The organism is Pseudomonas sp. LAMO17WK12:I1, assembly GCF_900177315.1.
GTDB classification, from domain to species: Bacteria; Pseudomonadota; Gammaproteobacteria; order Pseudomonadales; family Pseudomonadaceae; genus Aquipseudomonas; species Aquipseudomonas marginalis.
In genome coordinates this window covers 319,564-335,997 of record NZ_FWZV01000003.1, presented here as the reverse complement: position 1 = coordinate 335,997, position 16,434 = coordinate 319,564, and the positions used below count along the sequence as shown (strand labels likewise).

At 65.5% G+C, this 16,434-nt stretch carries 4 protein-coding genes; 3 read left to right on the top strand and 1 reads right to left on the bottom strand.

All coding sequences use genetic code 11. The features are described 5' to 3' along the window. Positions 1–135: 135 nt before the first annotated feature. Genes dsbD through dsbG form a run of 3 tightly spaced genes read left to right on the top strand, consistent with a single transcriptional unit; the run spans position 136 to position 3,451 of the window. Positions 136–1,863: a protein-disulfide reductase DsbD gene (gene dsbD, locus B9N88_RS06660; RefSeq protein WP_027603900.1), complete on the top strand. Its 1,728-nt coding sequence runs from the start codon at positions 136–138 to the stop codon at positions 1,861–1,863. Next, positions 1,863–2,714 carry a TlpA disulfide reductase family protein gene (locus B9N88_RS06655; protein ID WP_027603899.1) on the top strand — a complete coding sequence of 284 codons (852 nt, stop codon included), beginning with the start codon at positions 1,863–1,865 and terminating at the stop codon, positions 2,712–2,714. The genes dsbD and B9N88_RS06655 overlap by 1 nt, the downstream gene beginning before the upstream one ends. Further along, complete coding sequence (gene dsbG / locus B9N88_RS06650; RefSeq protein ID WP_027603898.1) at positions 2,690–3,451, top strand: thiol:disulfide interchange protein DsbG; 762 nt, start codon at positions 2,690–2,692, stop codon at positions 3,449–3,451. The genes B9N88_RS06655 and dsbG overlap by 25 nt, the downstream gene beginning before the upstream one ends. 63 nt (positions 3,452–3,514) lie before the next feature. Here dsbG and B9N88_RS06645 read toward each other — a convergent pair whose 3' ends face one another. Next, positions 3,515–16,411 carry a non-ribosomal peptide synthetase gene (locus B9N88_RS06645; protein ID WP_027603897.1) on the bottom strand — a complete coding sequence of 4,299 codons (12,897 nt, stop codon included), beginning with the start codon at positions 16,409–16,411 and terminating at the stop codon, positions 3,515–3,517. Positions 16,412–16,434: the final 23 nt, after the last annotated feature.

The following is a 16,434-nucleotide window of genomic DNA, read 5'->3' as shown; positions in this document are numbered from 1 at the left end:
GGATTAAGCGCAGATTATGCCGTGAAAAGATGCAAGCTCAGATAATCCCTACACTTTAGAATAGCGCCCGGTTAATCATCGGTTAATCAACGCCACACATTGTGTGCCTCACTTGCATCGAACTAAGGCTTGACCATGCGGCATCTGTTTACCTTTCTGCTGGTGTTATTCGCGGGGTTCGCCCAGGCCGCGCCGGGCAATCCGTTTGAGACCAAACCTGATTTCCTCCCGGTGGGCAAGGCTTTCACCTTTACCTCCGAACGTCTTGAAAGTGGCGAGACCCAGCTGTATTGGCAGATTGCCGACGGTTATTACCTGTACAAGCAGCGCATGAAGTTCGATGGCCTGGCCGAAAAGCCCGTGTTGCCACAAGGCGAAGCCCATAGCGACGAGTTCTTTGGCGAGCAGGAAGTGTATCGCCAGGGCCTGGAGGTGAAGATTCCCGCCGGTGTCACCGGCCAGGTCAAGCTCGGCTGGCAGGGCTGCGCCGACGCAGGGCTGTGCTATCCGCCGCAGTCGATCAGCGTGGACCTGGGCGGCAACCCCGCCGTTGCGGCCACTGCCGAAGCCCAGGACCAGAGCCTGGCCAGCGGCCTGCAACAACGCAGCCTGGGCTGGAGCCTGCTGGTGTTCTTCGGCCTGGGCCTGCTGCTGGCGTTTGCCCCGTGTTCGTTGCCGATGCTGCCGATCCTCGCCGGCCTGGTGGTGGGCAGTGGCGCCAGCCCGCGTCGCGGCTTTGCCCTGGCCGGCAGCTACGTGGTGTGCATGGCGCTGGTGTACGCGGCGCTCGGCGTGCTCGCCGCCCTGCTCGGCGCCAACCTCGCCGCGCTGTTGCAAACCCCGTGGATCCTCGGCAGCTTCGCCGCCTTGTTCGTGATCCTCGCCCTGCCGATGTTCGGCTTCTTCGAACTGCAACTGCCCGTGGCCTTGCGCGATCGCCTGGATAACGTCAGCCGCAACCAGAGCGGCGGCAGCCTGGTCGGCGCCGGGGTGCTCGGCGCGCTGTCCGGCCTGCTGGTGGGGCCGTGCATGACCGCGCCCCTGGCCGGTGCATTGCTGTACATCGCCCAGAGCGGCAATGCCCTGCATGGCGGCCTGATCCTGTTCGCCATGGGCATCGGCATTGGCGTGCCGTTGCTGTTGCTGGTGACCGTGGGCAACCGTTTCCTGCCCAAGCCGGGCACCTGGATGAATGTGCTCAAGGGCATCTTCGGCTTCCTGTTCCTGGCCACCGCCGTGCTGATGATTCGCCCGGTGATCGACGAAAGCCTGTGGCTCGGCCTGTGGGGCGTGCTGGCCATGTCCATGGCCTACTGCGGCTGGCGCCTGGCCCAGGATTTCGGGCGGGTCGCCATGCTGTTCGGCGCCGGTTCCGTGGTCGTGGGGGTGTGGGGCGGCCTGCTGCTGGTGGGTGCTGCGGGTGGCAGCGATGACCTGTGGCAACCGTTGAAGGTCTACAGCGGCTCGCGGTCCACTGCCGCACCCAGCGCCCACGAAGCCTTCATGACCATCAATGACCCCGCTGTGCTGCAAGGCCAGCTCGACAGCGCCAAGGCCCAGGGCCAATGGGTGCTGGTGGACTACTACGCCGACTGGTGCGTGTCGTGCAAGATCATGGAAAAACAGGTGTTCGGCAAACCCGAAGTGCTCGATGCGCTGAAGGACGTACGTCTGCTGCGCCTTGACGTCACCGCCGACAATGCCGCCAGCCGCGCACTGCTGGGCCGCTACAAGGTACCGGGGCCGCCCAGCTTCGTGTGGATCGGCCCTGACGGTGAGGAACGCCGCGCCCAGCGCATCACCGGCGAAGTGGATGCCGCCGCCTTCCTGCAACGCTGGACTCACGCCCGGGACGCCCTCTGATGCTGACCCTGACCATCGGCACCTTCGCCATCGCCCTGAATCACATCCTGCTGATCAGCGCGTTGATTCTCGCCACCCTGGTGGGTTGGCGCGTGGCCAAGCGTGGCGGTGAAAATCCGGAATCGGTGCTGTTCAGCCTGTTCCTGCTGGGCATGCTGGCGGCCCGCGTCAGCTTCGTGCTGATGTACTGGAGTTACTACAGCAACGACTGGCTGCAGATGGTCGACCTGCGCGACGGCGGTTTTCTCGCCTGGCCCGGTATCGTCGCCCTGATCCTCGGTGCACTGCTCTATGGCTGGCGTCGCCCGGCGCTGCGCAAGCCCCTGAGCGCCGGGGTCATCACCGGGCTGGTGTTCTGGGGCATGACCAGCCTGTCCTTGAGCGTGTATGAAAAAGGCACACGCCTGCCGGACATCACCTTGCGCAACGCCAATGGCGAAGTGGTGCAACTGGCCGATTACCAGGGCGGTCCGCTGGTGATCAACCTGTGGGCCACCTGGTGCCCGCCGTGCCGCCGCGAAATGCCGGTGCTGGAAAACGCCCAGCGCATGCGCCCCGACGTGACCTTTCTGTTCGTCAACCAGGCCGAAAGCATGCAAAGCGTCAGCACCTTCCTCGCCACCCAGGGCCTGACCCTCGACAACGTGTTGTTCGACGCCAGCGGCCGCCTCGGCCAGGCCGTGGGCTCCATGGCCCTGCCCACCACGCTGTTCTACCAAGCCGACGGGCGCCTGATCAACAGCCACCTGGGCGAGTTGTCCCAGGCCAGCCTGGCCCGTGCCATGGAACCCTTCGACACCGCCCCTGCCGCCACAAGGAAACCGACATGCCTCGCCTACGCCACCTGCTGACCCTGCTGCCGCTGACGCTGGCGGCCACCCTGGCCCAGGCCGAAGACTGGCCGGCACCGATCAAACAGATCGAAGCCAAAGGCGCCAAAATCCTCGGCAAGTTCGACGCCCCCAGCGGCCTCACCGGCTACGCCGCGCAATACCAGAACCGCGGTATGGCGCTGTACCTGACCGCCGACGGCAAGAGCGTGATCGCCGGCAACCTGTACGACGCCCAGGGCAATGACCTGAGCAGCGCGCCCCTGGAAAAACTGGTGTACGCGCCGATGGCCAAGGAAGTCTGGGCCAAAATGGAAAAAAGCAGCTGGATCCAGGACGGCGACAAAAACGCCCCGCGCATCGTCTACCTGTTCAGCGACCCCAACTGCCCGTACTGCAACATGTTCTGGGAACAGGCGCGGCCATGGGTAAAAGCCGGCAAGGTCCAACTGCGCCACATCATGGTCGGCATCATCCGCGAAGACAGCGCCGCCAAGTCGGCCGCCCTGTTCGCCGCCAAGGACCCGCAAAAGGCCCTGGAAGAACATGAAGCCGCCGGCAAGGGCAGCAAATTGCAGGCGCTGGCCAAGATCCCGGCGGACATCGAAGCCAGGCTCGATGCCAATATGAAGTTGATGGACGAGCTGGAACTCTCGGCGACGCCGGCGATTTTCTACCTGGATGACAAGGGCGGCTTGCAGCAACAGCAAGGGGCGCCGTCGCCGGAGAAGTTGGCGAAGATTATGGGGCCGAAGTAAGCGGCGCCTGGTCTGACGCCATCGGGGGCAAGCCCCCGATGGCGTCCTGACAGACAGCGAAGATCAGAGCCCCTCCAACTCCGCCATCAAATCACTCAACCGATCCACCTTCTCCGCACTGATCTCATTGGCCGCCAGCCCCTCGATGTACTCGGCCAACTCCGCCACCGTACTGCATTCGAACATCGCCCGCAGCGGCACATCCCGCTGCAGGGTCTTCTGCACGCGCGAGGCAATCTGCGTGGCCAGCAACGAGTGGCCGCCCAGTTCGAAGAAGTTGTCCTGCACGCCGACCCTGTCGACTTTCAGCACCTCGGCCCAGATCGCGGCCAAGGTGTTTTCCAGTTCGTTGCGTGGCGCCAGGTAGTCCTGGCTGTGCAACTGGCCGATCTCCAGTTCCGGCAGGGCCTTGCGGTCGAGTTTGCCGTTGGCGTTGAGCGGCAGGCGCTCGAGCCATAGCCAGTGCAGCGGCACCATATACTCCGGCAGTTCGGCGCGCAGGCGTTGCTTGATGCGGTCCAGGCGTTCGCCCGGATTCAGCCTCTCATCGGCGGCCACCAGGTAACCCACCAGATGCTTGCCGTTGACGCCTTCCTGCACGCCCACTGCCGCGTCGCGCACTAGCGGTTGTTCGTGCAGGCGAGCTTCGATTTCACCCAGCTCGATGCGGTAACCGCGAATCTTCACCTGATGGTCGATACGCCCGACGTACTCCAGCACGCCATCGCTGCGCCGCCGTGCCAGGTCGCCGGTGCGGTACAGGCGCTCGCCCGGTGCACCGAACGGGTTCGGCACAAACACCTGGGCGGTGCGCAGCGGATCGCTGACATACCCGCGGCCCACCCCGGTGCCGGCCACGCACAGCTCACCGACCGCCCCTTGGGGCACCAATTCCAGCGCACCATCCACCACGTACAAACGGTTATTGTCCGTCGGCGTACCAATCGGCAGGTAAGTGCCACGGGTGGACGCCAGGTCGACGCGGAAGAACGCCACATCGTCCGAACATTCCGCCGGGCCGTAGGCGTTGACCAGGCCGATCTCCGGGTAACGCAACAACCACTGGTGCGCCAGCTCCGGCGGCATCGCTTCACCGGTCGGCAGCATCCAGCGCAAACCGTCCAGGCTGATGCGATCCTGGGCCAGCATGCCCTGGATCAGCGACGGCACGCTTTCCAACACGGTGATGCCGTGTGCCTGCACATGGGCCAGCAAGCCCTGCGGATCGTGGGCGATGCTGTTCGGCACGATATCCACCCGTGCACCGAACAGCGGCGCGGCGAGGAATTGCCATACGGAAATATCGAAGCTTTGCGAGGCGGTCTGGGCGATCACATCCGCTGGCGTCAGGTCCATATACGGCACCTTGCTCAATTGGTTATTGAGCATGCCGCGCTGTTCGACCATCACGCCTTTGGGCAAGCCGGTGGAGCCCGAGGTGTAGATCACGTAGGCAAGGTTATCCGGGCCGCTGTAGATGCCCGGATTTTCCCCACGGGCAGGCACGTCCTCCCACACCAGCAACTGGCAGTCGACGCCGTCCAGCAGCTCGATGGCCTGCTCGCGGCACGCTTCGGTGCAGACCAGCAACGGTGTGCGACTCAGGTCGATGATGCGACTCAGGCGCTGGCTCGGCAGGCCCGGGTCCAACGGCAGGTAACCGGCACCGGCCTTGAAGCTGCCGATGATCATGCCCAGCAGGTCGAGGTTACGCTCGGCCAGCAACGCCACCGGTTGGTCCAGGCCGACGCCCGCCGCAATCAGTGCATGACCCAGGCCGTTACTGCGCCGGTTCAGCTCGTCATAGGTCCATTGCCGGTCCAGGCAACGGGCGGCGATGCGCTGCGGATGCGCGCTCACCTGGGCTTCGAACAGCTCGATATAGCTGCGTTCCAGCGGGTAGGCGTGTTCGCTCTGGTTGCAGCCGTCCAACAGGAACGCGCGCTCCTGTTCGCCCATCAGTGGCAGGTCGGCCATGTCGCCATGGAAGCCCTGCACCAGCGCCAGCAGCAGGCGCTTGAACTCGCCGAGCATGCCTTGCACGGTGGTTTCGTCGAAGTAACGCTGGTCGTAGGACAGGTGCAGGCCGAGGTCATCCCCCGGGTAGCACACGGCGGTCAGCGGGAAATTGGTGTGGGTGCGGCCGGAGTCCGAGGTGGCATTCAGGCTGTGGGCGCGGTCCAGCACCGAGACTTCCACCGGGGCGTTTTCGAACACGAACAGGCTGTCGAACAGCGGCTGGCCCTTGGGCAGTTCGCTGTGTTCCTGGATCGTCACCAGCGGCAGGTATTCGTACTCGCGCAGTTGCATATTGCTGTCGAGCAACGCGTTCAACCACTGGCGTACGCTGCAACGCTGGTCGTCCTCGGGCAGCTTCACCCGCAGCGCAATGCTGTTGATAAACAGGCCGACGGTGCGTTGCATCTCGGGCATTTCCACCGGGCGCCCGGCCACGGTGACGCCGAACAGTACGTCACGCTCGCCGCTCAAGCGTCGCAGCACCAAGGCCCAGGCCGCCTGGGCAAAGGTGTTGACGGTAAGTTGATGGGCCTGGGCCAGTTCGCGCAGTTGCGCACCGTCACGGGGGTCGAGGCGGGTGTAGCAGTCACCCACCACCATGCCGCCACTGTGGCCGGCATGTTCGCGCAGGAACGGCCGGTCGCTCGGGATCGGCGTGGTGCGCTCGAACCCTTGCAGGTTCTGCTGCCACCACTGGCGTGCTTCGGCCAGGTTCTGGCGTTGCAGCCAGGCGATGTAGTCGCGGTAGCGCGGCGGCGTGGCCAGCTGCGCTTCACGACCTTCGCCGAGGGCCATGTAGATATCGAAGAAGTCATTCATCAACAGCGAGCGGCACCAGGCATCGATCAGGATGTGGTGGTTGCTCATCATGAACCAGTAGCGCGCTTCACCGACGCGGATCAGGCGCAGGTGGAACGGCGCCTGGTTGAGCAGATCGAAACCGGCTTCGCGCTCGGCCTTGAGCAGCGCTTGCAGGCGCGGTTCCTGTTCACTTTCCTGGTCGGCACTCCAATCCAGGTACTCGATCGGCGTGCTGCCCGGCTTGTGGATCACTTGCAGCATGTCTTCGCCGACGTTCCAGCAGAACGAGGCGCGCAAGGCTTCGTGGCGGGCGATCACCGCTTGCCAGGCCTGGGCGAAACGCTCGGGGTCCAGAGCGCTGTTGATGCGGTAGCGGTCCTGCATGTAGTAGAGGCCGGTGCCCGGCTCGAGCAGGGTGTGCAGCAGCAGGCCCTCTTGCATCGGGGTCAGCGGGTACACGTCTTCGATGGCGCCGGCCGGTACCGGCAAGCTGTCGAGTTGCGACTGGCTCAAGTGCGCCAGGGGGAAGTCGGACGGCGTGAGGCCGCCGGCGTTGTCCTCCAGGCAATGGGCGACCAACGCTTGCAGTTCGGCCAGGTAGGCCTGCGCCAGGTCCTGGATGGCCTGTGGGTCGTGGCGTTCGCGGCTGAAGGTCCAGCGCAGCACCAGTTCGCCGCCGTACACCTGGCTGTCCACACTCAGTTCGTTGGGCAGCGGCGCATCCGGGTCATGGGCCAGGCCCGCCGATTCGTCCAATGGGTGGAACAGTGCATCGGCGCCGAAGCTTTGGTCGAACTGGCCAAGGTAGTTAAAGGTGATCTGCGCACTCGGCAAGGCGGCCATGCTCTGTTTGCACAGGTCATCGGCGAGGTAACGCAGCACGCCATAGCCCAACCCTTTATGGGGCACCGCACGCAGCTGTTCCTTGATCGCCTTGATCGAGTCGCCCTGCCCGGTTTGCGGGGTCAGGCGCAGTGGATAAGCGCTGGTGAACCAGCCGACGCTGCGGGTCAGGTCGATGTCGTCGAACAGGCTTTCGCGGCCATGGCCTTCGAGCTGGATCAGCGCCGACCCGTGCCCGCTCCAGCGGCACAGCACACGGGCCAGGGCGGTCAGCAGCAGGTCGTTGACCTGGGTGCGGTAGGCGCTCGGCGCCTGTTGCAGCAACTGGCGCGTGTGTTCGGCATCCAGGCGCACGCTGACGGTGTCGGCATCGCGGTTGCGCCGCGAACCGTGCGGGTGGGCCACAGGCAATACCGCGTCAGGGCCGGCCAATCGGTCCTGCCACAGGCTCAGCTCTTCACGCAGGGATTCGCTGCCGGCATACGCCTGCAAGCGCGCGGCCCAATCGCGCAGGGCGCTGGTCTTGGCCGGCAGGCTGACGGACTGGCCGTCGCTGAGCTGGCGGTAAACGTTTTGCAGGTCTTCGAGCAACACGCGCCACGACACACCGTCCACCACCAGGTGATGGATCGCGATCAGCAAGCGTTGCTGGCCTTGAGGGCCATCCACCAGCAAGGCGCGCACCAGCGGGCCGTGCTCCAGGTCGAGGCTGCGCTGGGTGTCGGTGAACAGCGCGGTGCACTGTTGCATGTCGCGCACTTGCGCCTGCATCAGCACGCCGCCTTTCGGCACGGCCAAGTGTTCGGCATGCCATTGCGCATCGCGCCGGGTGAAACTCAGGCGCAGGGCGTCGTGGTGCTCGAGTACCGCCAGCAACGCTTGCTCCAGTCGATGAGGCTCGAGCAGTTGCAGCGGCTTGAGCACCAACGCCTGATTCCAGTGCTGGCGCGCGGGAATATCGGTGTCGAAGAACCAGTGCTGGATCGGTGTAAGGCCCGAAGCGCCGGTGAGCACGCCTTGCTCGGCGCTGACCTGCTCGGAGCGCGTGGCCACCCCGGCCAGGGTTTGCACGGTCTGGTGCTGGAACAGGTCGCGGGGGCTGAAGTGAATCCCCGCCTGACGCGCGCGACTGACCACCTGGATCGACAGGATCGAATCGCCGCCCAGTTCAAAGAAGTTATCGTCGAGGCCGACCTGCTGCACGTTCAACACCGCGCACCAGATCGCCGCCAAGGTGCTTTCCAGCTCGTTGCGCGGCGCCACGTACTGTTGCCGATTGGCCTCGGGATCGGGTTGCGGCAGGGCGCGGCGGTCGAGCTTGCCGTTGGCGGTCAGCGGCATGCTGTCGAGTACGATCAGGTGCGCGGGTACCATGTAGTCCGGCAGTTGCGCCTTGAGATGGGCCTTGAGCGCCTCACGCAAGGTGCCGTGGTCGGCGTCGCTGACCAGGTACGCCACCAGTTGCCTGCCACTCGGCGAATCCAGCGCCAGCACCACCGCTTCGCGCACAGCTGCGTGTTCCAGCAGGCGGGTTTCGATCTCGCCCAGTTCGATCCGGAAACCGCGAATCTTCACCTGGTGGTCGATACGCCCCAGGTATTCCACCAGGCCATCGGCACGCTGGCGCACCAGGTCGCCGGTGCGATACAGGCGACCGCCCTGGCGGGCAAACGGGTCGGCGACAAACCGTTCGGCCGTCATCCCCGGACGTTCGTGGTAACCCTGGGCCAGACCGGCGGCGCCCACATACAACTCGCCGGTCGCGCCTTGCGGTACCAACGCCAGGTCGGCGTCGAGAATATAAGCCACGCGGTCGCCGATGATGCTACCGATCGGCACGCTGGCGGCGCCCTCTTCCAACTGCTGCGGCGCCAGGCTGGCCAGGGGCATCACCACGGTTTCGGTGGGCCCATAGGCATTGAAAAACACCTCGGGCTGGAACGCCGCACGGATACGCTGCAGGTGTTCGCCGGTCAGCGCTTCGCCGCCGGTGATGCACATGCGCACCGGCAAGGTCTGGTGCTGGGTTGCCAGCCACTGCGCCAACTGGCTGCCGTAGCTCGGGGTAAAACCGAGGATGTTGATGCGATGGGTACGGATCAGCCCGCAGATTTCCTCGGCATCCCACTGGCCCTGGGCGCGCAGGACCACCTGGGCACCGCTGAGCAGCGGCACCAGCAGACGCTCGGTGGCGGCGTCGAAGTTGATCGAATAGAAATGCAGCTCGCAATCGTCCGGGCGCATGCCGAAGCGCTCGATCACGGCCTGGCAATGCATGGCGATTTCACCGTGGGACACCACCACGCCCTTGGGTTTACCGGTGGAGCCGGAGGTGTAGATCAGGTAGGCCTGATGTTGCGGCAAACTGATAAACGGCAGCTCGCCGGCCGGGTAATTGGCCAGCACCGGCAAGTCATCTTCCAGGCACCAGCAGGCCACGCTCGCCGGCAATTCGCCGAGGGCGTCGAACATCGCCGCATCGCTGAGCAGCAGGCCGATGCCGCTGTCTTCGATCATGTAGTGCAGGCGGTCCAGCGGGTATTCCGGGTCCAGCGGCACATAGGCGCCACCGGCCTTGAGGATCGCCAGCAGGCCGATGACCATTTCCAGCGAGCGCGGCAGCGCCAGGCCGACCCGCACCTGCGGGCCGACGCCGCGCTCGCGCAGCATCCAGGCCAGGCGGTTGGCGCGGGCGTCGAGTTCAGCGTAGGTGAGGGTCACACCGGCAAAGGTCAGCGCCGGGGCATCGCCACGCTTGAGCGCCTGCTGGCTGAACAGTTGCTGGAGGCACTGGTCGAGGCGATGCTCGCCCGCCTCCACGCCCAGGCTGTCCTGCAACGCGCGTTGCTCGGTGGCGCTCAGCAATGGCAATTCGCTGAGGCGTTGTTGCGGGTTGGCGATCAACGCTTCGAGCAGGTTGCGCCAATGCTCGGCCATGCGCGCGATGCGCGGTTCATCGAACAAATCGGTGCTGTAGGTCAGGCAGCAACCCAGGCGGTGGTCGAGGTCGGTGACTTCCAGGTTGAGGTCGAACTTGGTCGCGCGGGCATCGTTGGCCAGGTATTCGACGGTCATGCCGGCCAGTTGGCGGCTCTGCTGGAATTCCCAGCGCTGCACGTTGCACATCACCTGGAACAACGGGTTGTACGCCGCGCTGCGCGGCGGTTGCAGGGCTTCCACCAGGTGGTCGAACGGCAGGTCCTGATGGGACTGGCCTTCGATCACCGTGTGACGGACCTGCTCGAACAGCCCGGCGACACTCATCTGCCCCGTGAGCTGGCAACGCAGCACCTGGGTGTTGAGGAACGCGCCGATCAGCCCTTCGCTTTCCGGGCGAATGCGGTTGGCCACCGGCGCGCCGATACGCAGGTCGGTCTGGCCGCTGTAGCGATAGAGCAACACGGCCAGGGTGGCGGTCATGGTCATGAACAGGGTCAGGCCACGTTCGGCGTTGAAGGCACGCACACGGGCGGCCAGATCGTCGCTGAGGTCGAAGCGGTACAGCTCGCCCCGGTGACTTTGCACCGGTGGCCGTGGGCGGTCGCCGGGCAATTCGAGCAGTGGGTGTTCGTTGCCCAGTTGCGCGGTCCAGTAGTCCAATTGGCGTTGGCGTTCGCCGGACTCCAGCCACTGACGTTGCCACACGCTGTAGTCCAGGTACTGCACCGGCAACGGTGCCAGCGGCGACAGGCGCTCATCGATAAAGGCTTCGTACAGCGCGCTGAGTTCACGGGCAAAGATGTCCATGGCCCAGCCTTCGGTGACGATATGGTGCAGGGTCAGCACCAGGTAGTGCTCCCGCTCACCGGCCTTGACCAGGCACGCACGCAGCAGCGGCCCGGTTTCCAGGTTGAACGGGGTGTGCGCCTCGTGGTCGGCCAGTCGCTGCAAACGCTGCTCGCGCTCGCCTTCGTTCAACGCCGACATATCCTGCCAGTCCATGCGCAGGCCGGTCTGCGCCGACACCTTTTGATAGGCCACGCCGTCGACGCTCGGGAAGGTGGTGCGCAGGGTTTCGTGGCGCATGACCAAGGCCTGCAACGCCGCCTCGAAACGCCCCACATCCAGCACGCCACGCAGGCGTGCCATGCCGCCGACGTTGTAGGCCGGGCTGTCCGGTTCCATCTGCCAGAGGAACCACATGCGCTGCTGGGAATACGACAACGGCACCGGCAGGCTGCGGTCGACGGTGGCGATTGCGGTTTGCTGGTTGCGTTGGCCGCTGGCCTGGATCAGGCCGACTTGCTCGGCAAACGCCCCCAGCTCGCTGGCCTCGAACAAGGTGCGCAACGGCAACTCGACGTCGCACGCCTGGCGGGTGCGGGAGATGATTTGCGTGGCCAGCAGCGAGTGGCCGCCGAGGGCGAAAAAGTCATCGCGCAGGCCGATTGCTGCCAAGCCGAGCACTTCGCGCCAGATCGCTGCAATCTGCTGCTGCAAGGGTGTTTCGGGCTCGATGTGTTCGCGGGTTTGCCACACCGGCGCCGGTAATGCGCGACGGTCGAGCTTGCCGCTGGGGCTCAGGGGCATCGCGTCCAGGCGCATCAGTTGCGCGGGCACCATGTACTCCGGCAGCTCGGCGGCCAGGGCGGCTTTGACGTCCTGTTCGTCCAAGGCGGCATGGGCGGTGTAGTAACCGATCAACTGCGCATCGCGCACCAGCACCACGGCCTGGGCGACACCGTCCAGGGCCAGCAGGCGCGCTTCGATTTCTTCCGGTTCCACCCGGAAACCGCGCAGCTTGACCTGCTGGTCGAGACGGCCGAGGTATTCGAGCACGCCATCCGCACTCCAGCGTGCACGGTCACCGCTGCGATACAGGCGCGCGCCCGCCTCGCCCAGCGGGTCGGCGACAAAGCGCTCGGCGGTCAAGCCGGCACGCCCAAGGTAACCACGGGCCAGGCCGATACCGCCGATGCACAGTTCACCCGGCACACCGGCCGGCAACGGGTTGAGCTGCTCGTCCAGCACGCGGCAGATCACATTGCCCAGTGGTCGGCCAATCGGCGAACGCTCGCCATCGTCAGCAGTGCAATGCCAGTGGGTGACGTTGATCGCGGTCTCGGTCGGGCCATAGCGGTTGTGCAATTGCACCGCCGGCAACTGCGCCAATACGCGATTGCGCAACTCGGCAGGCAAGGCTTCGCCACCGGAGAACAGGCGACGCAGGCTGGTGCACTCGGGCACCAACGGTTCGTCGATAAACAGCTGCAACAGCGGCGGGACGAAGTGCAGCGTGGTCACGCCATACGCCTGCACCAACTGCGCGATGCGGTGCGGATCGCGGTGCTCGCCAGGACCGGCCAGCACCAGGCGGCAGCCGGTGATCAGCGGCCAGAAGCATTCCCACACCGACACGTCGAAACTGATCGGCGCCTTTTGCATCAGCACGTCGCTGTCATTGAGTTGATAGGTGGCCTGCATCCACTGCAAGCGCTCGGCCAGGGCCGCATGGGTATTGCCCACGCCCTTGGGCTGGCCGGTGGAGCCGGAGGTGTAGATCACATAGGCGAGGTTGTCGCCATCGAGGTGCAGGCCGGGCGGCTGGGTCGGCCAGCTGTCGAGGTGCAGGCTGTCCATGGCAATCACGCACACGCCTTCGGCACTCGGCACACGGTCCAGCAATGCGGTCTGGGTCAACAGCAGGTGCACGCCGCTGTCCTTGAGCATGTAGGCCAGGCGCTCGGCGGGGTAATCCGGGTCCAGCGGCACATAGGCGCCACCGGCCTTGATGATCGCCAGCAGGCCCACCAGCAACTGCGGCGAACGTTCGGCGGCGATGGCTACGCACACGTCCGGGCCGACGCCTTTGTCGCGCAGGTAATGGGCCAGGCGGTTGGCCTGGGTGTGCAGTTGGGCGAAGGTCAGGCTGCCGTCCTGCCAGACCAGCGCGGTGTTGTCCGAGGTGTGTTGATTGAGCAGTTCGGGCAACCATTGTTGAGCCGGTGCGCACGGCGCCTGGCTCCACGCTTGCTGTTCGTCCTGCGGCATCAGCTGGAGGTCACCGATGGCCTGTTGCGGCTGTTCGCACACGGCCTGCAGCAGGTGGATGAAGTGCGCGGCCAGGCGCTGGATGGTCGCGCTGTCGAACAGTTCGTCGGCGTAGTCGAAGGACAGGCTCAGGCGCCCGTTGCGGTCTTCTTCGCTGTGCAGCTGCAGGTCGAACTTGGCTTCGCGGCTGTGCCAGGGCAGCTCATCGGCGAGCATCCCCGGCAGGCGGCGCAAGGCGCTGAGGTCGCGCTGCTGGTGGTTGAACATGACCTGGAACAGGCCCTGTTCGCGGGCTTGCGGGAAGGCTTCCAACAGTTGCTCGAACGGCAGGTCCTGATGGGCCTGGGCGCCCAACGCAGTGTGGCGGGTGGCGGCCAGCAGCTCATTGAAAGGCCGGCGCCCGTCCAGCTCGGCACGCAGCACCAGGGTGTTGATAAAGAAGCCGATCAGGCCTTGGGTTTCCTGGCGCGGGCGGTTGGCGTTGGGCACGCCGATGCGGATATCGCGCTGGCCGCTGTAGCGGTAGAGCAAGGTCTGGAACGCCGCCAGCAACAGCATGAACGGCGTTGACTCGTGGGCCTGGGCGGTCTGGCGAATCGCCTCGCTGAGGCTGACACTCAGGCGCACACTATGGCGCGATGCGCTGTGGCGTTGCCGGGCCGCACGCGGGTGGTCGGTGGCCAGGCTCAGGGTCGGGTGCTCGTCGCCCAACTGCGCTTTCCAGTACGCCAGTTGGCGCTGGCCTTCACCGTCGGCCAGCCATTGGCGCTGCCAGCTGCCGTAGTCGGCGTACTGCAAGGCCAGTGGCGGCAACGCCAGGGCCTGGCCCTGGCTTGCGGCGGCGTACAGGCGCGAGAACTCGTCGATGAGGATATTCAACGACCAGCCATCGGCGATGATGTGATGCAGGGTCACCAGCAACTGGTGATCGTCCTCGTCCAGGCGCACCAGGGTCACCCACAGCAGCGGGCCTTGTTCCAGGTCGAACAGGGTTCGGGCTTCGTCCTCACGGATCTGTTGCGTGCGGGCTTCACGCTCGGCGACGGGCAAGTCGCTGAGATCGATGACCTGCAGGTCGAAATCACTGTTGGCCTCCACACGCTGGAAGCCCTGCCCATCGCGCTCATAGAAGCGGGTGCGCAGGGCTTCGTGGCGCTGGATCAGGTACTGGAAGCTCGAGCGCAGCGCGTCTTCATCCAGTTCGCCACGCAAACGCAAGGCGCCAGGGATGGTGTAGGCGCTGCTTTGCGGGTCCAGTTGCCAGGTGATCCACAGGCGGTTCTGGGCCAGGGATTGGGGCAGTTCGTCCTGGCGCGACAACGGGCGGATCGCACCTTGGGCAATGCCGCCGTCCTGTTGCAGTTGCGCCACGCCGGCGGCGAACCCGGACAACGTCGGCGCCTCGAACAGCAGGCGCAGGTTCAGCTCCAGGCCGAGGGTTTCCCGCAGGCGCGCCACCACCTGGGTGGCGGTGATGGAGTTGCCGCCGAGCAGGAAGAAGTGGTCGTCGGCCGCCACCGTGGCGACCTGCAACTGCTCGCGCCAGATAGCGGCGATCCGGCTTTGCAATTCGGATTCCAGTGCAACAGTGCTCGCCTGGGCATGCAGATCGGGGAACTGCGCGTAGCAGTCGAGGCTGCCGTCGGCCTGCCGAAGCGCGCACGCCGCACGCTGCACCTTGCCGCTGGAGGTCTTGGGCAAGCCGCCGGGGTTGAGTAATACCACCGCGCACGGCGCCTCTTGGTAGGCCTCGGCCACGGCTTGGCGGATGGCTTTGATCAGCGCTTCAGGCGGCAGGATCTTCTGCACGCTGCGGCTGATCTCTGCGGCGATGCCGATGCCTTCCAGGCCGTTGTCATTCACCGCAAACGCCGCGACCCGGCCCTTGCGCACCACTTCCACTTCGCGCTCGATGGTCTGTTCGATGTCCTGGGGGTAGAGGTTATGGCCGCGCACGATCAGCAGGTCTTTCAGGCGACCGGTGATGTACACCTCGCCCTCGCGGATAAAGCCCAGGTCACCGGTGCGCAGCCAGGTACGGCCGGCATGCTGCACGAAGGTCTTGGCGCTGGCCTCCGGGTTGCGCCAGTAGCCGTGGGCGATGCTCGGGCCGCTGGCCCAGAGTTCGCCGACGCAGTTGTCGGCCAGCTCGCTCAGTGTGTGCGGGTCGGCGATCAGCACCGCGTGTTCCGGCTGGGAGGTGCCGCAACTCATGATCGCACTGCCCTGCCCCGGCTCGGCGCGGTTGGCGGCCAGGGCCTGCTCGTCGACACGCAGTGCCGGGATGCCGTGGCCACGCCGGCCGCCGGCGACAAACAGGGTGGCTTCGGCCAGGCCGTAGGAGGCGAAGAAATTATTCGCGGTAAACCCGCAGGCAGCGAACTTCTCGGCGAAGCGCTCGAGGGTGTCGAGGCGGATCGGTTCGGAGCCGGAATAGGCCACGCGCCAGTTGCTCAAGTCCAGGCGCTCCAGGGCCGTCTCACTGACCCGCTCGCTGCACAGGCGGTAGGCGAAATCCGGTCCGCCGCTGATGGTGCCACGGTATTCGCTGATCGCTTCGAGCCAGCGCAACGGCCGGCCGAGGAAGTAGGCCGGCGACATCAACACGCACGGCACGCCGCTGAAGATCGGTTGCAGCAGGCCGCCGATCAGGCCCATGTCGTGGTACAGCGGCAGCCAGCTGACGATCACGTCGTCGGGGTTCAGGTCGATGCCAAAGCCGCGTCGGATCAGCACTTCGTTGGCCACCAGGTTGCCGTGGCTGACTTGCACGCCCTTGGGCAGCGCGGTGGAGCCGGAGGTGTATTGCAGGAAGGCAATGTCGTCGGGTTGCAGGTCGGGGGCGCTCCAGGCGCTGTCGATCTGCGCGTCGAGGGTGTCGACACTCAGCACCGGCGGCGCGTTTTCGATCTGCGCGAGGCCCTCGGCCAGGCTGGCGATGGTCAGCAACAGGCGCGGTTCGGCGTCACCGATAATCGACAGCAAGCGCTCCTGGTGATGACGGCGGGTGGACTCCGGCGGGTAGGCCGGCACCGCGATCACCCCGGCGTACAGGCAGCCGAAGAACGCCGCGACGTAGTCCGGGCCACTGGGGAACAGCAGCACCGCACGGTCGCCCTGTGCCGCATTGGCCTGGAGGGCGGCGGCGATGGTGCGGGCGCGTTGGTCCAGGTCACGGTAACTGAGTACCACGTTGTGCTCGGCCGACTCGGCGAGGAAGCGCAGGGCGACCTGGTCCGGGGCCTGGGCGGCGCGACGTTGAAGGGACTCGACCAGGGTGCGGGGAAGTTCGAAGGCGTCCATCATGGGGTTCCTGCCTGAAATCGGCT